The following is a 24,133-nucleotide window of genomic DNA, read 5'->3' as shown; positions in this document are numbered from 1 at the left end:
TCAACCTAAAATGAGGTCGGACCTAAAAATTTATGGAAGACTGTGGCTATGAGCATCGACACCTTGGGCTTGCGGGAACAGAAGAAGCGAGAGACCAGGCAGGCCATCTCTGACCACGCTACCCAACTGTTCCTGGTACGTGGCTTCGACCGGACGACGATCGCCGACATCGCCGCCGCGGCCAGGGTGGCGAAGATGACGGTGACGAACTACTTCCCCCGGAAGGAGGATCTGGCGCTCGACCACCACGAGGCCTTCGTGGCGGGGCTGGCCGAAGCCGTGGCGGGGCGCGCACCGGGAGAGTCGGCGCTGGATGCGGTGCGGCGGGCATACCTGGGGGCGCTGGAGCGGCGCGATCCGGTCATCGGCTTCACGGGGCGGGACTTCGCCCGGATGATCGCCGACAGCCCGACGCTGGTCGCCCGCCTTCGCGACCTCCACGACCAGCGCGAAGAAGCCCTCGCGGCCCAGCTCGCCACCGAACCGCCCGCCATGGCCACCCCGGCCACCACCCCCACCACGGCCACGCTGGCCACCCCCGCCACGTTGGCCACGTCGGCCGCGGCGGCCGCCGCGGCCGCCGCGGCCGCCGCGGCCGCCATGGACGACAGGGGCCGTCGGCTCGCCGCACGGGTCGCGGCCGCGCAGCTCGCGGCGGCGGATCGGCTGCTCTTCCGTGAGCTGCAGAGCCGCACCCTGGCCGGGGATGACGACGACACGATCGCCGCCGCCCTCGCGGAAACCGCCCAGCATGTCTTCACCCTCCTCGAACCGGCCATCGGCGAGTATGCCCGCCGCTGACCCGCCACTCCCCCACTGCCGCGTTCAGGACTCTCATCGTCTGAGCACTCAGGCCACCACACCCGGCCCTCGCCGTATTGAGCGCCCGGCCGTCACCGTTGTGAGCTCGCCGTTCTGAGCGCCCGACCCTCACCGTTTGAGCTCGCCGTTTGAGCGCCCGGCACCGCGCAGGCGCGTGCGCCATAGAGCCACGCGAACCGTGGTCCATGGTGCTCCGCATGCGCCGAGTCCTGGCGACGGGCACCCACGACATGACGCAGCACCGCGCCAGCACGCGCGACAGGGTGCGGCACCGCGCCGGGCACACGCGACACGCCGCAGCACCGCCAGCACGAGCAACACGGCACCATCGCCAGCACGAGCAACGTGACGCAGCACCGCCAGCATGCGCAACACGACATGGCACCATCGGCACGCGCAACATGACAAAGGCACTGTCGGCACGCGCAACATGACGGGGCACCATCGGCACGCACAACACGACGCGACACCGCCGGCACGCGCAAGACGACGCGACACCGCCGGCACGCGCAAGACGCGGCACCGCCAGCATGCGCAGCACCGCCAGCACGCGCGACAGGGTGCGGCACCACGCCGGGCACACGCGACACGCTGCAGCACCACCGGCATGCGCACCACCACGCGGCCGGGTCGGTCCATGACGCCGCCGGGGGCGGGGCCGAAGGCCCGGTGGAGCAGGCGGCGCAAGAGCCCCTGAAACGCCGTGCCCCGTCAGCGGCCCAGGCTCTCGACGTAGGTCGCCGCCTCCGCCATCAGCCGCCGCCACACCACCTCGTCAGGCTCGCGTAACGCGACCCATTCCCGCATCTGCCGTGACCCCATCCGCAGGACCTCGGCCGTCCCTTCACCCACCAGCTCCCCGGCCCGCGCGGCCGGCAGCTTGAGCACGACCCGGTCCCGGGAGAAGAACGCATACGCCTTCCCCCTGACCTTGAGCCCGTCCGCGTGGAGCATGCGCCCCATGCTCACGTCGGGCCTGGCGAGGTGCTCGGCGACTAGGTCGTCGTAGAGCTCCTGGGCGCTAGCCATGCGATGCTCCCATCCTCGACACCCGCGAAGGCCATCAGGCGCGCCGCTTCGGCGGCCAGCTCCTCCATCACGCCGTCGGACAGCGGGTGGAAGGGCTCGACCGTCAGCACGCCGTCCTTAAGGTCCCACATGCCACCGACAGTTCCGTCGACGAGGAAGGTGGGGTAGATGACCGCGCCCACGCACACCGCCTTGCGTTGCTCGGCGGTCATCAGGCGGCCGCGGTCGGCGTAGGCGACGACGAGGTTGTCGAACCAGGGCAGGAACCGTACGGGGGCGGGCACGTCCTCCTCGGCGAGCGGCGCGTCGGGCAGGTCGTAGAGGACGCGACCCTCGGTGTCCTGATATTTCCGTAAGTGGAGCATGCCCTCCACGACCGCCCGCAGCCGCGTCAGCCCCGACCACATCTGCACGTCCATCACGCTCGCCGGCCCGTACGCGGCCAGATACCGCTCCACCAGCCGCTCCACCGGTGCGGTGCCGTCCAGCGGCCGCCCCAGCCACTCCTCGGCCAGCGTGAACGGCGTGGCCCCGCCCTTCCCCCAGATCCCGTTCGGCGGCGTGTGCACGATCGGCAGCAGCAGTTGCGCCGACCAGCTCAGCGCCATCGGATCCGCCTCGGGCCACCGCTCGCGCAGCAGGTCGCGCAGCTGGGGACGGGTGAGCGTACGCCCGGCCAGGTGCTCGCGCGCCAGCCGGGCCAGCTCCTCGAGGTCCACACCGCGCGTCACCCGTCCGAAGGCCGCTTGCCTGCCCCTGGACAGGATCACCTGCATCAGCGGCCGGATCCACACGTAGTCGTCGGCCAGCGCCAGGTGCTGGGTCCCGCGCAGCAACGATCCGCGTACCACCTGCTTGCCGTACAGCAGCGCAGCCAGGTCGTCCTGGGTGAAGGCGGCCAGGCGCGTCCACAGCCCGATGTACGGCGCGTCGATCTCTTGCCCCTGCACCGCGACCAGCCGTTCGATGGCCTGAACGGGCTTCATGTCGGCACGGCGCAACAGGAGCTGGCGGTCGAGCGTGGTGCGGTTGAGCACCCGGCGATTCAGGATCATGAGTCCAGCCTAGGAACCAATGCGGCAAGGTGGTTTCCGCGTTTCCGCGATTCGAGGTCAGTGCGGCAAGGCCGCCTCGGCCTCGCGGAGTTCCTGGAGGGCGTCGCGCAGGTGCCGGGTCAGCTCCCAAGCGTCCGGGACCATGCGCCGGTCGGTGACGACGCCGATGTCGAGCGAGCCGTCGTAGGAGAACGCGGTGATGTTGACGCCGCCGCTCACGTCCGTGATCACGGAGACCGGGTAGTGGGTCAGCAGCCGCCCGCCGCACACGTACAGGGGGAACTGAGGGCCCGGCACGTTCGAGACGATGACGTTGATCGGCGGGGCGGTCTCTCCCACCAGCCCGAACGCCGACCTCGACGCCAGCCCCATGAGCGCGGCCGGCATCGACTCGCTGAACTCGCGCAGCCAGCGCGCGGGCGCCAGCGAGAACCTGTCCTTGATCCGGTGCATGGCCTGCCGCACCTGGTGCAGCCGGGCGACGGGGTCGGCGACGTGCACGGCGAGCGGCGCCGTCATGATCGCCACCTGGTTGCCGCGCCCCTCGACGCCTGCTTCCCGCAGCGAGAACGGCACCCCCGCCACCAGCGGACGGCTCGGCAGGCTGCCGTGCGCGGCCAGCCACCTGCGCAGCGCGCCCGCGCACACGGCCATGACCACGTCGTTGACCGTGACCCCGAACGCCTTGCGCACCTGCTTGATCTCATCGAGCGGCAGCGACACGAACGCGAAGCGCCGGTGCTGGGACACGGGGCCGCTGAACGGGGTCCTGGGGGCGGGCAACATCGGCAGCTCCGGCGCCTGCCCCGCGCCGGCGAGCTTGCGGGCGAGCCCGGAGACGAGATGGCTGCCCGGGAGCCGGGACACGACGGGGATCTCGTCCAGGTGCGGCACCGCCCGGGCCGCGAACCGCACCGCCTGGGCAGGGTTGAGCGCCAGCCTGGCCAGCCCGCGCGCCATCATCTCCGCCCGCCCGGGCGGCGGCTCGTCCCGCTCGGGCTCGTCCGCGGGCGGCGGCGCGGGCTCGGGGCTGACGTCGAGCAGCGCGGCCAGCACGTCGGCGCCGCCGATCCCGTCCACGGCCGCATGGTGGATCTTGGTGTAGAGGCCCATGCGACCGCCGGACAGGCCGTGGATCAGGTAGATCTCCCACAGGGGGCGGCCCCGGTCGAGGCGGCGGGCGTGCAGGCGGGAGACCTGGTCGGCGAGCTGCCGATCGTCGCCGGGCGGCGGCAGGCCGATCTCGCGTACGTGGTAGTCGAGGTCGAGATCGTCCTCCTCCATCCAGTACGGGTGGTCGAGACCGAAGGGCACCGGGGCCAGCTTGCGCCGCAGGGCGGGCACGTACGGGAGCCGCCGTTCGAGCAGGTCCTGCAGGTCGGCACGGTTGAGGTCGCCGTCGAGGATGGCAAGGCCGGCGATGTTGGCCACGTTCGTCGCGGTCTCGAAATGGAGGAACTGCGCGTCCAGGGCGGAAAGCTGCGGCATGGGGCCACCTCCGCCCCGAACCAATCAGACTCCGCCCGTCACTTCAAGGGACAGCGTGCCCGCCTCGGGCTCGGCGAAGGCCAGCATCCGCAATCCTTCCTCCTCGAGCCGCTCCAGCGGCGTCGGGGTGAACGGGCTGACGAGCAGCCTGGCCTTCTTGCCCGAGCGCTTGATCTGCCAGGTGCCGGCCGCGAACCCGTCGACCAGGTAGATGGCCCTGACCCGCAGATTCTTGGTGGTGACCAGGCCCTTGTACGCATCAGGGACCACCCGGGTGCGGTCGGCGTAGCCGAGGACGAGCGTGTCGAAGTCGGGCAGGAACCGCACGGGCGCGGGCACGTCCCCGCCCGGCCTGGGCCCGCCGGGCAGGTCGAACAGCTCCTTGCCGTCCGGTCCGGCAAGCCTCTCCAGGTCCATCCCGGACATCACCCGCCTGAGGCCGCCCAGCCCCGACCAGGTCTGCATGTCGGCGGGGGCGGCGGGTCCGAACGCGGCCAGGTACCGCTCGACCAGCGTCTCCAGGCCGGCCGGGTCCGGTTCGATGCCGGGCAGCCCGAAGGCCGGCTCACGCGGGTAGCTCCACCGGTCCTCGGTGGGCACCATGACCAGCGGCGTCAGCATGCGGACCGCGTACCCCAGAGCCCGGTCGTAGGCGTCGGGAAACTCCTCCTGCAGCCGCGGCCGCAGCTCATTGAACGTCATGGGACCGGCGGCGAGCAGCCGGTCGGCGGCGGCCACGACGGCGTCGAAGTCGATCTCGTCGAAGCGGCGCGCGGCGGCGGTCAGCATGGGCGCCAGCAGCGGCCGGAACGCGGCGAAGTCGGCGGCGGTCACCAGATGCAGCGTGGCTCGCCACATGGTGGCCCGCACCACCGTGCGGGCGTGCAGCGCCGTGTGCAGGTGATCGCGCTCGAACCCCTCCAGCCTCGACCACACCCCGAGGTGGGGAGGACGCGGCTCCTGGGCCTGCAGCCCGGCCAGCCGCTGCACGATGTCGGTAACATCCCCTTTGTGACGTTCCAGGAGATGCTGCCGGGCCAAGGTGGCACGGTTGAGGTCGCGGAGGGTGAGCATCTACATATCATGCCTTTCCCCATTAATTCGGTGCGCGCCTCTTACCCCGCTCTGACCGACGGCTACGCCTACCTCGACGGAGCGGCCGGCACCCAAACCCCCCGATCCGTGATCGAGGCCATCTCCGACGCCTACCGCAGCGGGATCGGCAACGTGGGCGGCGCCTTCCCGGCCAGCCACCGCTCCGACGCCATCGTGGCGGCCTGCCGCGCGGCCGTGGCCGACCTGGTCGGCGGCGACCCCGGCGGCGTGATCCTCGGCCCGAACATGACCACCCTGACCTACAACCTGGCCAGGGCGATCGCCGGCCCCGGCGACGAGGTGGTGGTCTCCAGGCTCGACCACGACGCGAACGTCCGCCCCTGGACCCAGACCGGCGCGACCGTCCGCTGGGCCGAGGTGGACCCGGTGACCGGGGAGCTCCCGGTCGAGCAGTACGCGAGCCTGATCGGCGAACGTACCCGGGTCGTGGCGGTGACGGCGGCCAGCAACATCCTGGGCACCCGCCCCGACGTGCCCGCCATCGCCGAGCTGGCGCATCGGGCGGGCGCGCTGATGTACGTGGACGGCGTGCACGCCACCCCGCACGGCCCGGTGGACATGCGGGCACTGGGCGCCGACTTCTACGCCACCAGCGCCTACAAGTGGTCGGGCCCGCACATCGGCGCGGTGGTGGCCGACCCGGCGCTGCTGGAGACGCTCCGGCCGGACAAGCTGGCCTCGTCTCCGGACACGGTGCCGCAGCGGTTCGAGCGGGGTACGGCGGCGTTCGCCGACCTGGAAGGCGTGACGGCGGCCGTCGACCACCTGGCGGCCATGGTCCCGGGCGCCGGCACCCGCCGCGAGCGCCTGCTCACCTCGATGACGGCGGCGGAGGAGCACGAGCTGGAGCTGTTCGCGGTGCTGCTGGCGGGGCTGGAGACGATGCCGCACGTCACGGTGTACGGCAAGCCGGCCAGGCGCACCGCCACCGCATACTTCACCGTGGCCGGGCACACTCCGCGCCAGGTTGCCGAGCACCTGGCGGGGCTGCGGGTGAACGTCTGGAACGGGCACAACTACGCCTGGGAGCTGACCGGCGCGCTCGGCATCCGCGACTCGGGCGGCGCGGTGCGCGCCGGGCTGGTCCACTACAACGACCGCTCCGACGTGAACCGGCTCCTCGAAGGCGTCGACGCTCTAAGATCGTCGGGGTGAGCTTGCCTGCCGTCCCTGATCTGGCGGCGCCGCCGGTCGAGCCGGCGAGCGACCCCTACCACGTCTACCTCGACTCGCTGACCAGCCCGGAGTCGCGTCGCACCATGCGCGGCTGCCTCGACCGGCTGGCCCGCCTGCTCACCGGCGACGCCGCCGCCACGGGCGCGGGGCAGCCGTGGCATCTGCTGCGCTACGAGCACACGGTCCGCATCCGTACGATGCTCACCGATCAGGGATGGTCGGCGGCGTACGTCAACAAACACCTGGTGGCGCTGCGCCGGGTGCTGAAGGAGGCGTGGCGGCTCGGGCAGACCAGCGCGGAGGACTTCGCCCGCGCCTCCGACCTGGCTCCGGTACGGCAGAGCCGGCTGCCGACCGGGCACCACGTGCCGCCGGAGGTGGTCGGCGCGGCCCTGTCCGCGTGCGACGCCTCGCCCGCCGGGGTGCGGGACGCGGCGCTGATCGCCGTTCTGTACTCCACCGGCTGCCGGCGGGCCGAGCTGGGCGGGCTCGCGCTGGCCGACTACGATCCGGGGGCGCGGTCGCTGCGGGTGCGCGGCAAACGGGACAAGGAGCGCCTGGTCTATCTGACGACCGACGCGATCGGGCTGGTCGAGCGGTGGCTGGCGGTCCGCGGGGCCATGCCGGGGGCGTTGTTCAGCCCGATCAGCAAGGCAGGGCGCGTGCGGGAGCGCGACGGCCGTCCGGTGGGCCTGACCGGGCAGGGCATCGCCGACATCCTGGCGCGGCGGCTGGGGGCGGCGGGAGCGGCGCGGCGTACGGCGCACGACTTCCGCCGCACGTTCATCGGCGAGCTGCTGGACGCGGGGGTGGACCTGGCCACGGCCCAGGCCCTGGTCGGCCATTCGTCCCCGGCCACCACCGCCCGCTACGACCGCCGCCCCGAACGCACCCGCCGCGACGCCGTCGACCGCCTCCGCCTCCCCACCGCCCGCCCCCTCGCCTGACCCGGAACGTCGCCTCGCCTGACCCGGAACGTCGCCGCGCCCGGCAACACCGGCAGACGCCTGTCCCTGTATCGGGGCTGACGTCAGAGTGGTTCGATGACGTAGGGGACGCCGGTGAGGTGTTCGGACCGCTGAACACGGTGATGACCCGCTCCCGCACGTGGTTGATCAGCAGGCCGGTCAGCGCGAACGGCCCCAGGTGGTTGGTGCCCGTGCGCCGGTGCTGGTCGGGGACGTCCGCCGCCGTCCATGTGAGCATGTCGCGTCTCCTCCGCCGTGCATCAGCGCGGCAAGTCTCGCGGCTCGGGCAATCCAGCCGCTACACCTGGGCGGACGCGGCTCGACATGGCGGCCCGCTCCGGTGTGTGATGTGGTTCCCGCCGAGAGGAGCCGTCCGTGACCTCGCCCCAGGACTCGCCCGGAGGCGACGATCGGCACGCCGGCGCGCAGCGGCCGCCACGTCCGCCCTCCGGTCAGCGGGCCATTGATCAGGTCGTGTCGATCGTCGGGTTCGTCTGCGCGGCGGTGGCCGTGCTGTTCACCCCGGTCCTGTTCGGCCTGGCCGGCATCGTGCTGGGCGTCGTCGGCCATGCGAGGGGCGAGCCTCTGGGCAAGTGGGCCGCCGTGGCGGCCGGCGTGGGCATGGTCATCGGCACCGTCCTCAGCTTCGCCCTCGAGAGCATCGTGTCCTGATTTTCGGAAGAATTTCCGAGGCGGTGTCGATTCCGGCCCGGGTCGTGCGTCATGGTTGCGACCCAAGAGGAGGAAACCATGAAGTACGTGCTGTTCGTCGCGGGAGACGAACGCCCCTGGGCCGAGGCCGGGCCGGAAGAGCGCAAGCGCATCTACGAGAAGTGGGGCGAGTTCGACCGGCTCCTGAGGGAGCGGGGCGCCGGGTTGTACGGCAACGAGCTGGCCCATTCCTCGACCGCCACCACGATCAGGAAGGACGGCGACCGCATCCTGATCACCGACGGCCCTTACGCCGAGACCGTCGAGCAGATCTCGGGCTACATGGTGGTCGAGGCCGCGGACCTGGACGAGGCGATCGAGCTGGCCACCGCGATGCCGTCCGACGTCGAGATCCGCCCCGTTCCTGAGGAGGCGTCATGAGGTATGTCCTGCTCATGTACGGCGACGAGACCGACGGGTCGGGCCCGGCCGAGCAGCAGTACGCCGCCCACGGCGCCTTCATCGAGCTGCTCAAGTCGCGTGGCGCCTACCTCCACGGGGAGGAGCTGTCCGGGCCGGCCCGGGCGGTCAGCCTGCGTAAGAAGGCCGGCGAGGTGCTGCGCACGGATGGGCCGTTCGTCGAGACGACCGAACAGGTGGGCGGCTTCTACCTGATCGAGGCCCGTGACCTCGACGAGGCGATCGAGCTGGCCAAGCAGTGCCCGGAGCGGATCGTCGAGGTGCGGCCGGTGGCCGAATACACCGGATGAACGCGGTCGAGCAGGCGTACCGGCGGCAATGGGCGCGCCTGCTCGCCCTGCTCACCGCCGAGCTGCGCGATCTGGACCTGGCCGAGGAGGCGTTGCAGGACGCGTTCACCGCGGCGGTCTCGGCGTGGCCGCCGGTGCCGGACAATCCACCGGCGTGGCTGCTCACGACGGCGCGCCGGCGGGCGGTGGACCGGTTGCGGCGGGCGGAGGTGGCGGCGCGCAAGCTGCCGCTCCTGATCGTCGAGGAGGGGCCGGCGCCGCCGGACGACCGGCTGCGGCTGATCTTCACGTGCTGCCATCCTGCGCTGTCGATGGAGGCCAGGGTGGCGCTGACGCTGCGCTGCGTCGGCGGTCTCACGACACGGCAGATCGCCCGCATGTTCCTGGTCAGCGAGACGACCATGGCGGCCAGGCTGACCCGCGCCAAGAAGAAGATCAGCCACGCGGGCATCCCGTACCGGGTGCCGTCGGAAGCGGAGCTGGCCGAGCGCCGCGACGGGGTGCTGGCGGTCATCTACCTGATCTTCACGGAGGGATACGCGGCGACCGAGGGCGAGCGGCTGATCCGCGACGAGCCGGCCGCCGAGGCCATCGCCCTGGCCCGGATGCTGGCCGAGCTGATGCCCGCCGACACCGAGGTACGCGCCCTGCTGGCGCTGATGCTGCTGCATCACGCCCGCAGGGACGCCCGCGTGGACGCCGACGGCCGGCTCGTCCGGCTGCCCGATCAGGACCGTTCGCGGTGGCGGCAGGACGAGATCGCCGAGGGCCTGGCCGTCCTGACCCCCGGCCCGCCCGGCCCTTACCTGCTGCAGGCCGCCATCGCCGCCGAGCACGCCGGGGCCGCCCGCCCGCAGGACACGGACTGGACCGAGATCGCCGAGCTGTACGAGTTGCTGGAGCTGCTGACGGGCTCGGCCGTGGTGCGGCTGAACCGGGCCGTTGCCGTGGCAGAGGCGTACGGCCCCGAGCGCGGCCTCGACCTGCTCGCCGGCCTGGACGACGCGTTGCCCCGGCACCACCTCCTGCCTGCGACCCGCGCCGACCTGCTGACCCGCCTGGGCCGCATGGAGGAGGCGGTGACGGAGTACGGCCGGGCGCTGGACCTGGTGGGGACCACGCCGGAGCGCGAGTTCCTGCGCTCGCGGCGCGCCACGGCCCAGGAGGCACTCGGCCGGTGACCCCCGAAGCGTGCCGGGAGCCCCGGCCAGGCCGGCTCGAACACCGTGAGATCCTGAGAACGTGCTGTCGTCGCCCATGGAAGCGCTGCGTGCGCAGATCACCGCCCGGCTGGCCGCCTTCGACCGCCGCGAGGTGCCGCCGGCCGGAGGGATACGCCGGGCCGCCGTCACCGTGTGCGTGCTGGAGGACGCCGAGAGCGTCCCCTACACGGTGCTGATCAAGCGCGCGCCGAGGGGGCGCAACGCCGGGCAGTGGGCACTGCCCGGCGGCCGGCTGGACGACGGTGAGCTGCCGGTCGAGGCGGCGCTGCGGGAGCTGGCCGAGGAGACCGGCGTCACCGGGGTGGACGTGGCCGGGCTGCTCGACGACTTCGTCACCGACTCGGGCTTCGTGATCACGCCGGTGGTGGCGTTCGGTGGCCGGCAGGAGCCGGTGGCCGACCCGCGGGAGGTGGCCTCGGTGCACGCGGTGCCGCTGGAGCGGTTCCTGGCGCCCGGAGTGCCGCGCTGGAAGGGCGAGCAGCTGCAGATGCCGCTGGGGCCGTCGATCGTGATCCACGCGCCGACGGGGGCAATCCTGTGGCAGTTCGCAGAGGTGGCGCTGCGGGGCCGCGAGCAGCGGGTCTTCGACGTGCCCCAGCCGCACTGGACCAGAACCTGACCGAATTCTTGGGGGCGGATGGAATAGCACCCCCCGGATGTCCGTTAGCATCGAGTGGCCGATGTGGTTAGTGTCCCCCGGGCCGCAAATTACCGCCTTCACGGAATACCGTTCGGCTGGAGCCGTGTTGTGCATCTCGCCGAGGAGGCGACCGCCACATCGGCCTAACGGCTTTGCCAGGCGCTCCGCTCACCGGCGGGGCGCCTGCCTTATGGTGGGGTGGCCGACCGCCCGATCAACCAGGAGAGCCTGTTGCTGTACCAAGTGGTCAAGTTCGCCGCTGCACCACTCGCCCACGCGATGTGCCGGCCGCATATCTCCGGTGCGGCGCACGTGCCGAGGAGCGGGCCCGCGATCCTGGCCGCCAACCACCTGTCGATGCTGGATTCGTTCCTGCTGCCCGCGCTGCTGCCGCGGCACGTGACGTTCACCGCGAAGAACGAATACTTCTCCGGCAACCCTGTCTCCGGGTTCTTCATGAAGCTCGGCGGCAGCCTGCCGATCGACCGCGAGAGCGCCCACGCCGCACAGACCATGCTCGACGAGGCCGCCGCGCTGCTGGAGCGCGGCGAGCTGTTCGGCATCCACCCCGAGGGCACCCGCTCCCCCGACGGCCGGCTCTACCGGGGCAAGGTCGGGGTGGCGTGGCTGGCGCTCAAGACGGGCGCGCCGGTGTTGCCGGTGGCGCTCAGCGGCACCGAGAAGGTGCTGCCGGTCGGCGCGTCGGTGCCACGGCCGGCGAAGATCGGCATCACCATCGGCGAGCCGCTGCGTTTCACCGGCGACCACGCCAAGGCCCAGGACCGGCGCCGGGTCACCGACGAGATCATGGCCGCGATCCAGAAGCTGTCCGGGCAGGAGTACGTCCCGGTTTATGCTGCCAGCGTCAAGGCATCCAACGGGTCGAGCTAGACAATCAGGGGGCTGATCAGTGGCGCGGGGCCGTACGATCGCGATCGTGTCCGGCGCCACCGTGCTCGCGGTGGGCGCCGCGGCCGGTGGCGCCTACTACGTGTTGCACACCCGGGGCACCCCGGCGGAGACCGCGCAGCGCTTCGCCGCCGCATGGCAGGCCGGCGACTGGCCCGCCATGGGCAAGGAGCTGGCCACGGCGCAGCAGCTGGGCGGCTATGACCAGCAGCGCACGGCGCTGTCGGTGGAGCGGACCTCGATCCGGCTGGGCAAGGTCACCGAAGGCGACGACATGGCGCGCGTCCCCTACACCGCGACCCTGACGTTGAAGAACATCGGCGACTGGTCCTACGACGGCCACATCGACCTGGTCGTGGCCGACCGCACCTGGAAGGTCGACTGGAATCCGGCGGCCCTGCACCCGTCGATGGCGGCCGGGGCGACGTTCGGCATCAAGACGCGCTGGCCGCAGCGGGCCGAGATCACCGACGCCGACGGCGGCCGCATCGACGACGGCACGGTGGGCGGGTCGGTGCAGCAGCTCGTCGGCTACCTGGACAAGGCCACCAAGAAGGATGTGGCCAAGCTGGGCTCCGCCTACAAGGTGGGGCAGGCGGTCGGCCGGGGCGGGCTGCAGGAGACGTTCCAGAAGCGGCTGGCCGGCACGCCCGCGACCGACATCCAGCTCGGCGGCAAGACGCTGAAGACCATCGAGGGCGCAGACGGCGAGCCGCTGCAGACCACGCTTGACCCGCACGTGCAGGCGGCCGCGGTGGGCGCGGTCAAGGACATGGACAAGCCGACGTCGATGGTGGCGATCAGGCCGTCGAGCGGCGAGATCCTGGCCGTGGTCAACAACCAGGGCGGGTTCAACCGGGCGCTGGACGGCCGCTATCCGCCGGGCTCGACGTTCAAGGCCGTCACCGCGATCGGGCTGCTCGCGGCCGGGGTGTCGCCGCAGGACACGGTCACGTGCCCCATGTACGCCACCATCGGCGGCCTGAAGATCCGCAACTCGGACAAGGAGGAGTTCGGATCGCTGTCGTTCCTGGATTCCTTCGCCCACTCGTGCAACACCACGTTCGCGCCGCTGGCCCAGTCGAAGCTGGGCGCGGACAAGCTGCTCGACGTGGCCGAGGGCGTGGGATTCAACCAGCCGCTCAACATCGGGGTGCCGGCCACCAAGGCGAGCTTCCCCAGGGCGGAGTCGGACGCCGAGCTGGCGGCGGAGGCGTTCGGGCAGGCCAGGATCACCGCCAGCCCACTGTCGATGGCCTCGGTAGCCGCCGCCATCGCCGACGGCACCTGGCGGCCGCCGACGCTGGTGCCCTCGCTGAAGCAGAAGGCCACCGAGCGGGAGCTGCCCGGCGGGGTGAAGGAGCAGCTGCACGCCATGATGGCGGCCGTCGTCACCAAGGGCACCGCCAAGTCAGCGGGGCTGCCGGCCGGCACGCACGGCAAGACCGGCACGGCCGAATACGGCACCGGGGAGAAGCTCGACAGCCACGCCTGGTTCGTGGGGTTCAAGGGGGATGTGGCGTTCGCGGTGGTCGTGGAGGGCGGCGGCGGGGGCGGCAAGGTGGCCGCCCCCGTGGCGGCGGCGTTCCTCAAGGGGTTGTGAGGAAACGGCGGATCTCCTCCGCCACCCGCTCCGGGTTGCCCCGCATCGCGGCGTTCGAGGTGGCGCTGTGGCCGAGCCCGGCCAGGTCCACGCGCCGGGCCCGCGGCAGCACCCTCTGCAGCGCGGTGAGCGCCGACCTCAGGTACGCCGGGCTCTTCGTGCCGCCGAGCAGCAGCACCTCGGCACTCACCGCGCCGTAGACCTCGAGGTCGCCGGAGGTCTCCGCCACGATCTGGGCGTCGTTGTGCAGCGTCGGCGCCAGGTCACGGAACGTCGGCTCCCCACCGTTGGCGGCTTTGTCCTGATTTTTCACCATCATGGCCGTGAGCAGCTCCAGTAACGCCCGCGGCATGACGTTGAAGATCGGTGGCCCCATCCGCGTGGCGCACATGCCGGTGACCAGCGCCGCCGGGATGCGGCCCGCGGCGATTTCCCGGTCGAAGCGGTCCAGCCACCCGGTCGGGTTGGAGCCGTCGATGTCCAGCGGCGGCTCGAAGGCGACGACCTTGCGCAGGTCAGGCCGGGCGAGCGCGGTGCGCAGCGCGATGATCGCGCCCGAGCTGACGCCGGCGACGTGGTGCGCGCCGGTGCTCGTGAGCAGCGCGTCGAGGTCCTCGACCTCCCGCTGGAGGCCGTAGTCCGGGCCCGCCGGGCCGCTGCGACCCCTGCCCCGGCGGTCGGGGACGTAGCAGGTGAAGTCGGTCGACAGGGCCTGGGCCAGCTCGATGTTGCTGTGGCCGGTCTGCATGGCCCCGTGCAGGAGCACGAGCCCCGGGCCGGTGCCCAGCCGGTGGTAGGTGATCGTGGTGCCGTCCTTCGACGACGTCACGGTGTCGAGAGTGATCATGATGGCTCCCTTGGGTTCGGTCCGTGGAGGGAGCCCGGCTATCGTTGCCAGTGCCATCTCGTGGCCGGGGTCCGCTCCGCGGGTCTGTCGCTACGAGGTCCACCCGGCGGCCGGTGTGCCAGCACCCGCCGCCGGGTCTTTCATTCGCTCGGCCGGCCCCTTTCCGCGAGGTGCTCCACGTCGGCGGGCAGCCGGCCGCTCTCGCGATAGGCGCGCCAGGCGTCCTGGCCGGGAAACGTGCCTGCCTCCAGCTCGGCCAGCAGCGAACGCACCCAACCGGCCTCCGCCTCCCGCATCGCCAGGGCGTACTCGGATTCGAGCAGGAACAGCCTCGGCATCTCGCGCCGCTCCCGCTCCAGGTCCGCCCGGTCGGCCTCGATCCGCCGCTCCAGCAGCTCCAGCCGCTGCCGCAGCAGCGGCGCCACCTCGTCGGGGCCGAGACCGCCCATCACCGACAGGCCGGCCTCGAAGGACGAGGGCTCGGGCCGCGGGGTGGACAGCAGCTCGCGGGTCCAGTCCTCGGCCTCCTGCCGCCCGGCGTCGGTGATGCCGTAGACGGTCCGCTCGGGGCGGGCGCCCTGCCGGGTGCTCTCCACCGCCTCCAGCAGGCCGTGTTTCTCCAGGTTGCGGACGACGGTGTAGAGGGATCCCCATTTGATCGGCATGTCCTGGTCCTTGCCGCGTGCTCGCAGGACCGAGGCCATCTCGTACGGGTGCATGGGGCGCTGGACGACCACGGTCAGCACGGCCAGAGCCAGCAGGTTCGCAACCGGCCGCCGCTTCGCCATCACTCATCACTTCCGCTCACGAATACTCGTCTACGAATATACGTATGCGAGCACGAGGACGCAAGAGTCCGGATCAGACCGTCTGGTCCACCTTCTGCTCCTGCTGGGCCGACGGAGCCGTGGCAGACAGCGGGCGCATGACGACGGCTGTCAGAGCCGCCGTGAAGGCCACGAGAATCGCCCCCACGACGGCCGTGACCTGCAGGGAGCCGGTGAAGGCGGCCCGCGCGGAGTCGAGCAGCGCGGTGGCGGCCGGATCGGACAGCCGCGCGGCCGCGGCCCCGAGTGTGTCGCGGGCCTCCTCACCGATCCCGGCCGGCACCCCCTCGGGCACGGTCATCCGCGCCCGGTACACGGCCGCCGCGATCGAGCCGAACACCGCCAGCCCCAGAGCACCCCCGAACTCCTGCACCGTCTCCGACAGGGCGGAGGCCGCCCCCGCGTGCTCGGGCGGGGCGGAGCCGACGACCATGTCGGTGCCCAGCACCATGAGAGGCGCCGCGCCGAAGAAGAACAGCACCTGCGCGGTCACGACGAACGCCAGACCCGACGTCCCGCTCGCGGCCGCCAGCAGGCCCATTCCGGCCGCGGACACCACCAGACCCCCGGCCATGACCGACGCGGGCCTGATCCGCCGGGCCAGCGCCGGCGCGGCCGTGAATCCCAGAACGAGCGACGCGGCCTGCGGCAGCGACCACAGCCCCGCCTGCAACGGCGTCAGGCCGGCCACCAGCTGCATGTACTGCGCCGTCAGCAGCATGATCCCCGGCCCGACCAGGATGACCAGCATCAGAGCGCCCAGCGAGGCGCTGAACCGGCGCTCGGCGAACAACTTCAGGTCCAGCAGCGGGTCCGCCAGCAGCCGCTGCCGCCGGACGAACACCGCGCCCAGGACGACACCGGCCACAACGGCCGCCGCGGGCCCCGCGCCGGGCCCGTACGCGGCGATCTCCTTGATCCCGTAGATGGCCGAGATGACGGCGGCCAGCGAGAGCGCCACACTGACCAGGTCCAGCCGCCCCGGGGCCGGGTCCCGGTACTCCGGCAGCAGCCAGGGCCCCGCCGCCAGCAACACGGCCATCACCGGCACGCCCAGCAGGAACACCGACCCCCACCAGAAGCTCTCCAGCAAGGCTCCGCCCACCAGCGGGCCGATCACCATGCCGCCGGTGAAGCCCGTCATCCAGAGGCTGATGGCCACCGTCCGCTGGGCGGGGTCGCGGAACATGGTGCGGATCAGCGACAACGTGGACGGCATGAGCGTCGCGCCGGCGATGCCGAGCAGGCCGCGGGCGACGATGAGCAGGCCGGCGCTCGGCGCGTACGCGGCCAGGGCCGACGCCACGGCGAACGCGGTCGCGCCGATCAAGAGCAACCGCTTGCGCCCGATCCGGTCACCGATCGCGCCCATGGTGATGAGGAACCCCGCGATGAGGAACCCGTACACATCGTTGATCCACAACAGCTGGGACGCGCTGGGCCGCAGGTCGGCGCTGAGCATCGGCACGGCCAGATGCAGCACGGTCACGTCAATGGACAGCAGCAGGGTCGGCAGGATGAGCACGGCAAGACCGGCCCACTCCCGGCGTCCCGCTCGGATAACCACGTTTTCCGTCATGGTCCCGACCGTAGGAACTCAACCAAGCTTGAGGTCAAGCGAGTCGACTTTGCATGCAATGTATGCAAAGCTTTCACGCATGCAGACCGACGTCGCATGCAGCCGCCTGCGGGAGCTCATCCTCGACGGCTCCTACCCGCCCGGCGCGCGGCTCACCGAGATGGAGGCCGCGGCGACCCTGGAGATGAGCCGCACCCCGGTGCGGGAGGCCCTGCGCATGCTGGCCGCCGACGGCCTCGTCCGCCCGGCCGGCCGCGGCGTGGTGGTCGTGGCGCTGGAAGCGGACGACCTGGACGAGGCCTACCAGGTGCGGGCCGCGCTGGAGGCGCTCACCGCCGAGCTGGCCGCCGCCCGCCAGCGCGAGGGCCGCATCGCCCCCGCGGACCTGCGGGCGCTGCGCGAGGTCGCGACGCTGACCGCGACCGCCACGGCCGAAGGGCGCCTCGCCGACGCCGTGCGGCTCAACCGGCGCTTCCATCGCACGATCGCGGAGTTGGCGGGCAACGCGATGGCCCTGCGGGCGCTGGAGCGGATCTGGGACCAGATCCAGGTGTCCACCCTGCACTCGCTCGTCCCGCCGTCCCGGCCGGCGCACGTGTCGGCTCAGCACGAGCGGCTGGTGACCGCGATCGCCGGCGGGCGCCCCGAGGACGCCGGTGCCATCGCCCGCGCCCACGTCCTCGACACCCGCACCACCACCCGACGCGACAAGGAAGATCACGCATGACACGCCTGCACACGTACCCGACGGTCGTGACCTGGACCGGCAACAAGGGCACCGGCACCAGCGGCTACCGCGACTACGGCCGCGACCACGAGCTGTCGGCCGACGGCCCGCCGACCCTCCCGGGCAGCTCCGACCCCGCCTTCCGCGGCGACCCGGCGCGCTGGAACCCGGAGCAGTTGCTGGTCGGCTCGCTGTCGCAGTGCCACATGTTGTCGTATCTGCACCGGTGCTCGGCGGCGGGCGTCGTGGTCACCGCGTACGTCGACCGCGCCGTCGGCACCATGGCCGAGACCGCGGACGGCGGCCACTTCACCGAGGTCGTCCTGCGCCCGGAGGTCACCGTGGCCGCGCCGGAGATGGCCGAGACCGCCACCCGCCTGCACGCCGACGCCCACAAGGCCTGCTTCATCGCCTCCTCGGTCAACTTCCCGGTGCGCCACGAGCCGGTCGTGCGCGTTCAGGACGCCGGGGCCTCGTAGTCCAGCCCGAGCCTGGGGGCGATCTCCCGCAGGCACTCCTCGAAGACCGGCTCCAGGTCCGTGTAGGCGAAGTCGAGCTGGTTGAGCACCTCCATGCAGAGCAGGCCGTACAGCCTGATCCAGCACGACAGGACAACGTGCACGGCCTCCACGGGCAGCTCGTGCCCGGGCGAGGCCGTGTACGCCCGGAGCTGCTCCCTGATGGACGGTTCCAGCTCGGCGGGCACGGGGAACGGCCGGCTCTTCCACAACGCCGCGACCTCCTCCAGGAAGACCTGCCCGAAGTCGTGGCCGGCCAGCTCGCGCGGGGAGTCCGGCCGCCGCTCGCCGGTGATCGGGCTGGCGAACACCCAGCCGAACTCCGCCCGGTGCGTGATCGCCCACGTCCGCATCGCCCGGCAGGTCGCCAGCAGCCGCCGGCCATGATCCCCCGGCGGGCACGCCTCCCGCGCCGTCTCCATGGCCTCGGTCAGCTCGCGGATGAAGTCCACGGTGACCGCCCCGACCAGCTCCTCGTGACCGGCGAAGTAGTGGTAGAGCGCCGGCCCGCTCATCCCCATCTCCCTGGCCACAGCGTTGATCGTCACGGCGGCCGACCCCTGCTCGATCAGCAGCCTGCGCGCGGTCGCGCGGATCTCCGCCAGCGTCGCCTGCCGGACTCTCGCACGCCTGCCCTGCGCGACCATCGTTCTCCCTTCCCGACCCGTCCGTTGACATCCTAGGGCATCTATGTTTCCTTAATGCCTCTAAGTAAATCTACTGGCATAAAGGAGATCTCGGGATGAGCAGGACGCGCAATCCGCTCGCGGGCGCCTTCGCCAAGTACGTCATGACGGCGACGGTCACCGAGGCCGAGCTCGTCACGCCCACGATGCGCCGCATCCGCCTGGCGACCGGCGTGCCGATCGCCTTCCCCTACCGGCCGGGCCAGCACATCAGGGTGCAGCTCAACGACCCGCTGTCGGTGCAGGGGATCCTGCGCCCCGCCGACACGCTGCGCACGTACACGATCTGGGAGCTGGATCCCGACCGGCGGGGCCTGGAGCTGCGGGCGCACCTGTACGGCGGGGACGGCATCGGGCTGCGCTGGGCGCGCGAGGTGGCGCCCGGCGATCCGGTGACCTTCTGGTGGCCGCGCGGCGATTTCTTCACCCGCGACGAGGCGCCGTTCCACCTATTCGCCGGCGACGAGACGGCGAGCGCGGCGTTCGGCCCGATGATCCGCGCCTTGGGACCGCGAGCGCAGGTGCACGGCGTGCTGGAGAGCGACTCGGCCGAGCACGATCCGCCCATGCCGGGACCGCACGAGCTGCGCCGGGTGCATCGAGCGGGCGGGCCCGCCGCCTCCTCGGGCACGTTACTCGCCGCGGTCGCCGGCCTGGCCCTGCCGGGCAACGCCGGCGCCGCCTACCTCGCCGGCGAGGCCAGGACGTGCCAGATGATCAGGGACTTTCTCGTACGCGAGCGCAACTGGCCACGTACGTCGATCAAGGTCAAGCCGTTCTGGGCGCCGGGGAAACGCGGGCTGCACTGAAAATCGTTTGTGCAGGGCCTTCACGGAGATCACGCTGAGGAGATGCCTGCACAATCCTCCAGCGCGTTGCTGGGATTCCCGCCGGATGCACGCCTGCTGATCGTCAACAACGACGACTTCGGCATGTACCGGGACGTCAACGAGGCCGCCGTCCGCTCGATCGAGGACGGGATCGCCGCCTCGTGCAGCCTGATGACGCCGTGCCCGGCCGCGGGTCACGCCATGGCCCTGCTGCGCGACCGGCCGGAGCTGCCGTTCGGCATCCACCTGACCCTGGTGTGCGACCTGCCCGGCCATTCGTGGGGACCGCTCACCGACCGAGGAAAGGTGCCGTCGCTGCTCGACGAGACGGGCGGGTTCTTCACCCCTGACCGCATCCCCGAGCTGCTCGACCGCGCCCGGATCGAGGAGCTCGAGGCCGAGTTCCGCGCCCAGATCCACGCCGTGCTGGACGCGGGCCTGGCGCCTTCCCATCTGGATTGGCACTGCCTGGCCGACGGCGGGCGCGAGGACGTGTTCGAGCTGACCGCGGCCCTGGCCGGCGAGTACGGTCTGGCGGTGCGGGCCTGGCTGGACCCCGCCCGCGCGCTGCTGCGCGCCCGCGGCCTGCCGGTCGTCGACCACGATTTCGTCGACAGCTTCTCTCTGGACCTGGACGGCAAGGCGGCCGCGTACGCCCGGCTGCTGCGCGACCTGCCGCCGGGCCTGAGCGAGTGGGCCGTGCATCCCGCCCTGGGCGGCGAGGAGTCGCGCACGGTCGATCCGCACGGATGGCGGGTCCGCGGCAGCGACTACGCGTTCCTCACCTCACCCCAGGCGCACGAGCTGCTGCGGCGAGAAGGGATCACCGTGATCGGCTACGACGTCGTCCAGCGCGCGTGGACGACGGGGTGATGCTCAGAGCGCGAAGGCGAGCGCGGCGGCGTCGTGACGGAGAACCATGATCAGAAGAGTGGCGACCAGCGTGGCGATGAGCAACCAGCTGATCAGGATGATGACCGTCGAGCGGCGCGGCCGTCGCCGGCCTTCGGACTGCCCTGTCGACCTCGCCTCGCTGCGACGGACCCGCTCGTTGAACGACTCCAGCCGTGCGACGAGTCGCGGATCGTCCTCGACGAGGTGCTGCTCGATCTGGGCCAGCATCCGCTCCTCGTCCTGCGACCAGGCCATGGGTGCACCTCCGGAACGCAAGCTCTGTGGCGTCTTTCTGCCCAACCATGAAGATCATTAGCCCCAGCCTGACTAGGTAATTGCACCCTCTTTTCCATTTGCGATCAAGCTCGAACCTTTGTTCTAATCATGTCATGCGCTGGGACAACCTGCGCCTGACAGGGCCTGCCGAGGACGATCCTGCCGCGCCGCTCTTCGCCCGCGGCGCGGCCACCCGCACCTTCGACACGCCCGAGTTCACGGGCATGACCTTCTACGAGATCCGCGCCAGGTCCATCGTCAACCGCGTCCCGGCGGCAAGCCGGGTGCCGTTCGAGTACACGATCAACCCGTACCGCGGATGCAGCCATAGCTGCATTTACTGTTTTGCCCGAAAAACGCACGAGTATCTGGATTTGGATGCCGGAGCGGACTTCGACTCCAAGATCGTCGTCAAGGTCAACGCCGTCGAGCTGGCCCGCAAGGAGCTCGCCTCGCCCCGTTGGGGCGGCCACCACATCGCCATGGGCACCAATGTCGACTGTTACCAGCGTGCCGAGGGCCGCTACCGGCTGATGCGCGGCATCCTGGCCGCGCTGCGCGACGCCGCCAACCCGTTCTCGATCCTCACGAAGGGCACGCTGATCCTGCGCGACCTCGACCTGCTCACCGAGGCGGCCGGCGTGACGGAGGTGAGCGCCAACCTGTCGGCCGGGTTCGTCGATCCGGAGATGTGGCGGGCGGTGGAGCCCGGCACGCCCAACCCGCGCCGGCGGCTGGAGGTCTGCGCCACGCTCAACGACAACGGCATCGCGTGCGGGGTTCTGATGGCGCCGATCCTGCCCTACCTCACCGACTCCCCCGCCCAGCTCGAACGTACGGTGAAGGAGATCGCCGACGCGGGCGCCACCCACATCGCCCCGATCGTGCTGCACCTGCGGCCGGGGGCGCGGGAGTGGTGGCTGACCTGGCTGTCGCGGGAGCACCCCCGTCTGGTGCCGCGTTACCTGGAGCTCTACGGGCGGGGCGCCTACGCGCCGAAGGCCTACCAGCAGCGGATCACGTCGCAGGTCAAGGAGCTGGCCGAGCGCTTCGGCGTCGGCCGCGCCACCCCGGCCATGGCCCGCCGCCTCCCACCCCGCCCCGCCGCGGCCGCGCCGGCCCCAGAGCAGCTCCGCCTGCTGTGACGCCGTCCGCCCGGCCGGCACCCGGGCCGGTCGGGCGGTCCCCCGTGCGGGCCGACGGCCGACACGCGCGCCGGGCTTAAATCGCTCGCATCCGCGAGCCCACCGGTGGCACGATGGCCGGGACCTGCAGGCCCGACGACCAGGAGCATGTGATGCGAGGCCGCCCCGGATTCTCCCAGCGCCCCATTGGCACGAGAGTTCTCGAGGGCTCCAGCACCCATGCACATCCTCAACATCGGCATCCTCGCGCATGTAGACGCGGGCAAGACCAGTCTCACTGAGCGGCTGCTGTTCGAGACCGGCGTCATCCCCCGGCTCGGCAGCGTCGACGACGGCAGCACGCAGACCGACACCGGCGAGATCGAACGCCGGCGCGGCATCACGATCCGCACCGCCGTCGCCTCTTTTCGCCTCGGTGACCTGCGGGTCAACCTGGTGGACACGCCCGGCCACGCCGACTTCGTGGCCGAGGTGGAGCGGGCGCTCGGCGTGCTCGACGGCGCCGTGCTGATGCTGTCGGCCGTCGAGGGCGTCCAGCCGCACACCCGGGTCCTGATGACGACCCTGCGCAAGATGCGCCTGCCCACGTTGATCTTCGTGAACAAGATCGACCGGATGGGCGCCAGGGAGCGGGAGGTGCTCGCCGACATCCGCCGGCGGCTCTCGCCGTACAGCGTCGCGCTGAACACCGTGCGCGACATCGGCCGCACGGCCGCCACCACGCACGCCCTGCCGGCCGAGCGGGTGGAGGAGGCGGCGGAGGTCCTGGCCGAGCGGGACGACGGGCTGCTGGAGTCGCTCGTCGACGGCAAAACCCCCGACCTGGCGCAGCTACGCGCGGCGCTGGCCCGGCAGTGCGCCGACGGGGTGGCGCATCCGGTCGTGTACGGATCGGCGATCACGGGCCAGGGCGTCGGCGACCTCCTGGACGCCATCGCCGGCCTGCTGCCGCCCGTCCGCCGGCCGGACGGCGACGACGACCGTCCAGGGACGGCGACCGTGTTCGCGATCGAGCGCGCCCCATCCGGCGAGAAGGCCGCCTACCTGCGGGTACGCGCCGGGGTGCTGCGGCCGCGCGAGCACCTCACCTTCCACCGCGCCCGGCAGCGGGGCGACGCCTACGAGGGCCGCCTGACCGCGCTGACCGTCGCCGGGGCTCCGGAGCAGCGCCAGGCGAGGGCGGGCGACATCGTCAAGGTGTGGGGCGTGCCGGAGATCCGCGTCGGCGACCACGTCGGTGAGCCACCCCGCACCGGCGGGACGAGGCACTTCAGCCCGCCCAGCCTGGAGACGGTCGTGCGCCCGCGCGTGCCCGGCCACGAGCCCCGCCTGCACGCCGCCCTGGTGACCCTCGCCGAGCAGGACCCGTTGATCAGCACGCGCACGCTGGCGGGTGGCGAGACGTCGGTCCTGCTGTACGGGGAGGTGCAGAAGGAGGTCATCGGCGAGACCCTGGCCAGGGAGTTCGGCGTCGAGGCGGTGTTCGAGCCGAGCCGGCCCGTCTACTTCGAGCGCCCGTCGGGCACGGGTGAGGCCGTCGAGGAGATCCAGCGGCACGGCGCGAACCCGTTCATGGCGACCGTCGGCCTGCGGGTGGAGCCGGCCGCGCCGGGCTCGGGCGTCGGCTACCGGCTGGAGGTCGATCTCGGGTCGCTGCCGCAGGCCTTCCACCGGGCGATCGAGGAGAGCGTACGCCTGACGCTGCGCGCCGGCCCGCACGGCTGGCCGGTCACCGACGTCATGGTCACGCTGACCAGGACCGGCTACGACGCGCCGACCACCGTCGCGGCCGACTTCCGCGGCCGCACCCCGCTCGTGCTCATGCGGGCGCTGCGCCGGTCGGGCACCACGGTGTACGAGCCGTGCCATCGCTTCGAGGCCGAGATCCCGCTGGAGGCGTTCAGCGCGGTGACGGGCGCGCTGGCGGCGCTCGGCGGCGAGCTCGACGGGACGGCGCGACGCGAGGACACCTGGCTGGTCACGGGTGCGATCCCGGCGGCCGTGGTGCACGCGTTCGAGCAGCGGCTGCCGGGCCTGTCGCACGGCGAGGGCGTGTGGTGGTCCGAGCCGGCCGGCGACCGGCCCACCAGATAGGCGGTATGTCGCTTTTCGCCGCTAGACGGTCGATTTTCGACGTTAGGTGGGTATTAACGAGCTTGGTGTACCAATTGGGCACCTCGTCCGTACAGGGGGGAATTCCCATGGCAGACACGAAGAAGAAACCCGCCGCCAAGTCGGGCAAGTCGAAGCGACAGGCCATCAAGACGAGCAGGCAGGCCAAGGAGACGAAGAAGGAGACCAGGAAGCCCTCGGACGAGGGATGATCCTGGAACCGGCGGGCGGGGGGCGTGGGT

Annotated in this window: 26 protein-coding genes; 17 read left to right on the top strand and 9 right to left on the bottom strand. The window is 71.7% G+C overall.

The genetic code is table 11. The features are described 5' to 3' along the window. Nucleotides 1-48 precede the first annotated feature (48 nt). A complete protein-coding gene (locus tag ACTWQA_RS39920; protein ID WP_443164117.1) occupies nt 49-801 on the top strand; it encodes a TetR/AcrR family transcriptional regulator in 753 nt (250 codons plus the stop codon). A gap of 732 nt (nt 802-1,533) precedes the next feature. Here the strand turns inward: ACTWQA_RS39920 and ACTWQA_RS39915 are convergent. The 4 genes from ACTWQA_RS39915 to ACTWQA_RS39900 are packed head-to-tail and all read right to left on the bottom strand — an operon-like array spanning nt 1,534 to nt 5,468. Continuing rightward, a complete protein-coding gene (locus ACTWQA_RS39915) occupies nt 1,534-1,851 on the bottom strand; it encodes a hypothetical protein (protein ID WP_443164116.1) in 318 nt (105 codons plus the stop codon). Beyond that, a complete protein-coding gene (locus tag ACTWQA_RS39910) occupies nt 1,818-2,906 on the bottom strand; it encodes a winged helix DNA-binding domain-containing protein (RefSeq protein ID WP_443164115.1) in 1,089 nt (362 codons plus the stop codon). The genes ACTWQA_RS39915 and ACTWQA_RS39910 overlap by 34 nt, the downstream gene beginning before the upstream one ends. Nucleotides 2,907-2,963: 57 nt before the next feature. Then, nucleotides 2,964-4,394, bottom strand: a complete 1,431-nt coding sequence (locus ACTWQA_RS39905; RefSeq protein WP_443164114.1) for a WS/DGAT/MGAT family O-acyltransferase — start codon at nt 4,392-4,394, stop codon at nt 2,964-2,966. A 24-nt stretch (nt 4,395-4,418) separates the two neighbouring features. Next, entirely contained in the window at nt 4,419-5,468 is a 1,050-nt protein-coding gene (locus tag ACTWQA_RS39900; RefSeq protein ID WP_443164113.1) for a winged helix DNA-binding domain-containing protein, read from the bottom strand. Between ACTWQA_RS39900 and ACTWQA_RS39895 the strand changes: the two genes are divergently transcribed. The 9 genes from ACTWQA_RS39895 (at nt 5,421) to ACTWQA_RS39855 (ending at nt 13,450) form a co-directional block, all read left to right on the top strand. After that, nucleotides 5,421-6,665, top strand: coding sequence for a cysteine desulfurase-like protein (locus tag ACTWQA_RS39895; RefSeq protein ID WP_443164169.1), 1,245 nt, complete (start codon nt 5,421-5,423; stop codon nt 6,663-6,665). The genes ACTWQA_RS39900 and ACTWQA_RS39895 overlap by 48 nt on opposite strands. Continuing rightward, nucleotides 6,662-7,633 (top strand): tyrosine-type recombinase/integrase, encoded by a 972-nt coding sequence (locus ACTWQA_RS39890; RefSeq protein WP_443164112.1) that lies wholly within the window; start codon nt 6,662-6,664, stop codon nt 7,631-7,633. Before ACTWQA_RS39895 ends, ACTWQA_RS39890 begins: the two co-directional genes overlap by 4 nt. Nucleotides 7,634-8,029: 396 nt before the next feature. After that, the gene (locus tag ACTWQA_RS39885; protein WP_443164111.1) at nt 8,030-8,326 is read left to right on the top strand and encodes a hypothetical protein; all 297 of its coding nucleotides are present in this window, start codon (nt 8,030-8,032) and stop codon (nt 8,324-8,326) included. Nucleotides 8,327-8,404: 78 nt separating this feature from the next. Beyond that, a complete protein-coding gene (locus ACTWQA_RS39880) occupies nt 8,405-8,746 on the top strand; it encodes a YciI family protein (RefSeq protein WP_443164110.1) in 342 nt (113 codons plus the stop codon). Beyond that, nucleotides 8,743-9,075 (top strand): YciI family protein, encoded by a 333-nt coding sequence (locus ACTWQA_RS39875; RefSeq protein WP_443164109.1) that lies wholly within the window; start codon nt 8,743-8,745, stop codon nt 9,073-9,075. The genes ACTWQA_RS39880 and ACTWQA_RS39875 overlap by 4 nt, the downstream gene beginning before the upstream one ends. Then, on the top strand, nt 9,072-10,256 hold the full coding sequence (locus tag ACTWQA_RS39870; RefSeq protein ID WP_443164108.1) for an RNA polymerase sigma factor: 1,185 nt from the start codon (nt 9,072-9,074) through the stop codon (nt 10,254-10,256). The genes ACTWQA_RS39875 and ACTWQA_RS39870 overlap by 4 nt, the downstream gene beginning before the upstream one ends. Before the next feature lie 61 nt (nt 10,257-10,317). Further along, nucleotides 10,318-10,917: an NUDIX hydrolase gene (locus ACTWQA_RS39865; RefSeq protein WP_443164107.1), complete on the top strand. Its 600-nt coding sequence runs from the start codon at nt 10,318-10,320 to the stop codon at nt 10,915-10,917. A 219-nt stretch (nt 10,918-11,136) separates the two neighbouring features. Beyond that, complete coding sequence (locus ACTWQA_RS39860) at nt 11,137-11,829, top strand: lysophospholipid acyltransferase family protein (protein ID WP_305917227.1); 693 nt, start codon at nt 11,137-11,139, stop codon at nt 11,827-11,829. Between the two features lie 46 nt (nt 11,830-11,875). Next, nucleotides 11,876-13,450 (top strand): penicillin-binding transpeptidase domain-containing protein, encoded by a 1,575-nt coding sequence (locus ACTWQA_RS39855; protein WP_443164106.1) that lies wholly within the window; start codon nt 11,876-11,878, stop codon nt 13,448-13,450. Here ACTWQA_RS39855 and ACTWQA_RS39850 read toward each other — a convergent pair. The 3 genes from ACTWQA_RS39850 to ACTWQA_RS39840 all read right to left on the bottom strand — a co-directional run bounded on the left by ACTWQA_RS39850 (nt 13,437) and on the right by ACTWQA_RS39840 (nt 16,703). Then, nucleotides 13,437-14,297, bottom strand: coding sequence for an alpha/beta fold hydrolase (locus ACTWQA_RS39850; protein ID WP_443164105.1), 861 nt, complete (start codon nt 14,295-14,297; stop codon nt 13,437-13,439). The genes ACTWQA_RS39855 and ACTWQA_RS39850 overlap by 14 nt on opposite strands. A gap of 140 nt (nt 14,298-14,437) precedes the next feature. Further along, nucleotides 14,438-15,085 carry a PadR family transcriptional regulator gene (locus ACTWQA_RS39845; protein ID WP_443164104.1) on the bottom strand — a complete coding sequence of 216 codons (648 nt, stop codon included), beginning with the start codon at nt 15,083-15,085 and terminating at the stop codon, nt 14,438-14,440. Nucleotides 15,086-15,158: 73 nt separating this feature from the next. Further along, on the bottom strand, nt 15,159-16,703 hold the full coding sequence (locus tag ACTWQA_RS39840; RefSeq protein WP_443164103.1) for an MFS transporter: 1,545 nt from the start codon (nt 16,701-16,703) through the stop codon (nt 15,159-15,161). Nucleotides 16,704-16,782: 79 nt separating this feature from the next. On the opposite strand from ACTWQA_RS39840, the gene ACTWQA_RS39835 reads away from it, so the two are divergent. Together ACTWQA_RS39835 and ACTWQA_RS39830 are read left to right on the top strand one after the other, a co-directional pair. After that, nucleotides 16,783-17,430: a GntR family transcriptional regulator gene (locus ACTWQA_RS39835; protein WP_443164102.1), complete on the top strand. Its 648-nt coding sequence runs from the start codon at nt 16,783-16,785 to the stop codon at nt 17,428-17,430. Next, on the top strand, nt 17,427-17,909 hold the full coding sequence (locus ACTWQA_RS39830; protein WP_443164101.1) for an OsmC family protein: 483 nt from the start codon (nt 17,427-17,429) through the stop codon (nt 17,907-17,909). Before ACTWQA_RS39835 ends, ACTWQA_RS39830 begins: the two co-directional genes overlap by 4 nt. Here ACTWQA_RS39830 and ACTWQA_RS39825 read toward each other — a convergent pair. After that, nucleotides 17,888-18,595 (bottom strand): TetR/AcrR family transcriptional regulator, encoded by a 708-nt coding sequence (locus tag ACTWQA_RS39825; RefSeq protein WP_443164100.1) that lies wholly within the window; start codon nt 18,593-18,595, stop codon nt 17,888-17,890. The two genes, ACTWQA_RS39830 and ACTWQA_RS39825, sit on opposite strands and share 22 nt — an antisense overlap. 95 nt (nt 18,596-18,690) lie before the next feature. Between ACTWQA_RS39825 and ACTWQA_RS39820 the strand changes: the two genes are divergently transcribed. Further along, nucleotides 18,691-19,443, top strand: coding sequence for a siderophore-interacting protein (locus ACTWQA_RS39820; RefSeq protein ID WP_443164099.1), 753 nt, complete (start codon nt 18,691-18,693; stop codon nt 19,441-19,443). 42 nt (nt 19,444-19,485) lie between these two features. Further along, a complete protein-coding gene (locus ACTWQA_RS39815; protein WP_443164098.1) occupies nt 19,486-20,337 on the top strand; it encodes a polysaccharide deacetylase family protein in 852 nt (283 codons plus the stop codon). Between the two features lie 3 nt (nt 20,338-20,340). Here ACTWQA_RS39815 and ACTWQA_RS39810 read toward each other — a convergent pair whose 3' ends face one another. After that, nucleotides 20,341-20,613 carry a DUF3040 domain-containing protein gene (locus ACTWQA_RS39810; RefSeq protein WP_305917238.1) on the bottom strand — a complete coding sequence of 91 codons (273 nt, stop codon included), beginning with the start codon at nt 20,611-20,613 and terminating at the stop codon, nt 20,341-20,343. Nucleotides 20,614-20,747: 134 nt separating this feature from the next. Here ACTWQA_RS39810 and ACTWQA_RS39805 point away from each other — a divergent pair, with 134 nt between their 5' ends. The 3 genes from ACTWQA_RS39805 (at nt 20,748) to ACTWQA_RS39795 (ending at nt 24,103) form a co-directional block, all read left to right on the top strand. Beyond that, a complete protein-coding gene (locus ACTWQA_RS39805) occupies nt 20,748-21,779 on the top strand; it encodes an Rv2578c family radical SAM protein (RefSeq protein WP_443164097.1) in 1,032 nt (343 codons plus the stop codon). 219 nt (nt 21,780-21,998) lie between these two features. Further along, nucleotides 21,999-23,873, top strand: coding sequence for a GTP-binding protein (locus ACTWQA_RS39800; RefSeq protein ID WP_443164096.1), 1,875 nt, complete (start codon nt 21,999-22,001; stop codon nt 23,871-23,873). 107 nt (nt 23,874-23,980) lie between these two features. Then, complete coding sequence (locus ACTWQA_RS39795; protein WP_281287126.1) at nt 23,981-24,103, top strand: hypothetical protein; 123 nt, start codon at nt 23,981-23,983, stop codon at nt 24,101-24,103. The last annotated feature ends 30 nt before the right edge of the window (nt 24,104-24,133 follow it).

The organism is Nonomuraea sp. 10N515B (assembly GCF_052245915.1).
Lineage (GTDB): Bacteria > Actinomycetota > Actinomycetes > Streptosporangiales > Streptosporangiaceae > Nonomuraea.
This window is presented reverse-complemented; position numbering and strand designations above follow the sequence as displayed.

Bases quoted from the DNA above. Each gene is read 5' to 3' on its own strand.
- ACTWQA_RS39810 (WP_305917238.1), bottom strand. From the start codon at position 20,613: ATGGCCTGGTCGCAGGACGAGGAGCGGATGCTGGCCCAGATCGAGCAG.
- ACTWQA_RS39920 (WP_443164117.1), top strand. From the start codon at position 49: ATGAGCATCGACACCTTGGGCTTGCGGGAACAGAAGAAGCGAGAGACC.
- ACTWQA_RS39850 (WP_443164105.1), bottom strand. From the start codon at position 14,297: ATGATCACTCTCGACACCGTGACGTCGTCGAAGGACGGCACCACGATC.
- ACTWQA_RS39820 (WP_443164099.1), top strand. From the start codon at position 18,691: ATGAGCAGGACGCGCAATCCGCTCGCGGGCGCCTTCGCCAAGTACGTC.
- ACTWQA_RS39830 (WP_443164101.1), top strand. From the start codon at position 17,427: ATGACACGCCTGCACACGTACCCGACGGTCGTGACCTGGACCGGCAAC.
- ACTWQA_RS39905 (WP_443164114.1), bottom strand. From the start codon at position 4,394: ATGCCGCAGCTTTCCGCCCTGGACGCGCAGTTCCTCCATTTCGAGACC.
- ACTWQA_RS39805 (WP_443164097.1), top strand. From the start codon at position 20,748: ATGCGCTGGGACAACCTGCGCCTGACAGGGCCTGCCGAGGACGATCCT.
- ACTWQA_RS39800 (WP_443164096.1), top strand. From the start codon at position 21,999: ATGCACATCCTCAACATCGGCATCCTCGCGCATGTAGACGCGGGCAAG.
- ACTWQA_RS39815 (WP_443164098.1), top strand. From the start codon at position 19,486: ATGCCTGCACAATCCTCCAGCGCGTTGCTGGGATTCCCGCCGGATGCA.
- ACTWQA_RS39840 (WP_443164103.1), bottom strand. From the start codon at position 16,703: ATGACGGAAAACGTGGTTATCCGAGCGGGACGCCGGGAGTGGGCCGGT.
- ACTWQA_RS39825 (WP_443164100.1), bottom strand. From the start codon at position 18,595: ATGGTCGCGCAGGGCAGGCGTGCGAGAGTCCGGCAGGCGACGCTGGCG.
- ACTWQA_RS39880 (WP_443164110.1), top strand. From the start codon at position 8,405: ATGAAGTACGTGCTGTTCGTCGCGGGAGACGAACGCCCCTGGGCCGAG.
- ACTWQA_RS39845 (WP_443164104.1), bottom strand. From the start codon at position 15,085: ATGGCGAAGCGGCGGCCGGTTGCGAACCTGCTGGCTCTGGCCGTGCTG.
- ACTWQA_RS39900 (WP_443164113.1), bottom strand. From the start codon at position 5,468: ATGCTCACCCTCCGCGACCTCAACCGTGCCACCTTGGCCCGGCAGCAT.
- ACTWQA_RS39895 (WP_443164169.1), top strand. From the start codon at position 5,421: ATGCTGCCGGGCCAAGGTGGCACGGTTGAGGTCGCGGAGGGTGAGCAT.
- ACTWQA_RS39870 (WP_443164108.1), top strand. From the start codon at position 9,072: ATGAACGCGGTCGAGCAGGCGTACCGGCGGCAATGGGCGCGCCTGCTC.
- ACTWQA_RS39795 (WP_281287126.1), top strand. From the start codon at position 23,981: ATGGCAGACACGAAGAAGAAACCCGCCGCCAAGTCGGGCAAGTCGAAG.
- ACTWQA_RS39875 (WP_443164109.1), top strand. From the start codon at position 8,743: ATGAGGTATGTCCTGCTCATGTACGGCGACGAGACCGACGGGTCGGGC.
- ACTWQA_RS39910 (WP_443164115.1), bottom strand. From the start codon at position 2,906: ATGATCCTGAATCGCCGGGTGCTCAACCGCACCACGCTCGACCGCCAG.
- ACTWQA_RS39835 (WP_443164102.1), top strand. From the start codon at position 16,783: ATGCAGACCGACGTCGCATGCAGCCGCCTGCGGGAGCTCATCCTCGAC.
- ACTWQA_RS39915 (WP_443164116.1), bottom strand. From the start codon at position 1,851: ATGGCTAGCGCCCAGGAGCTCTACGACGACCTAGTCGCCGAGCACCTC.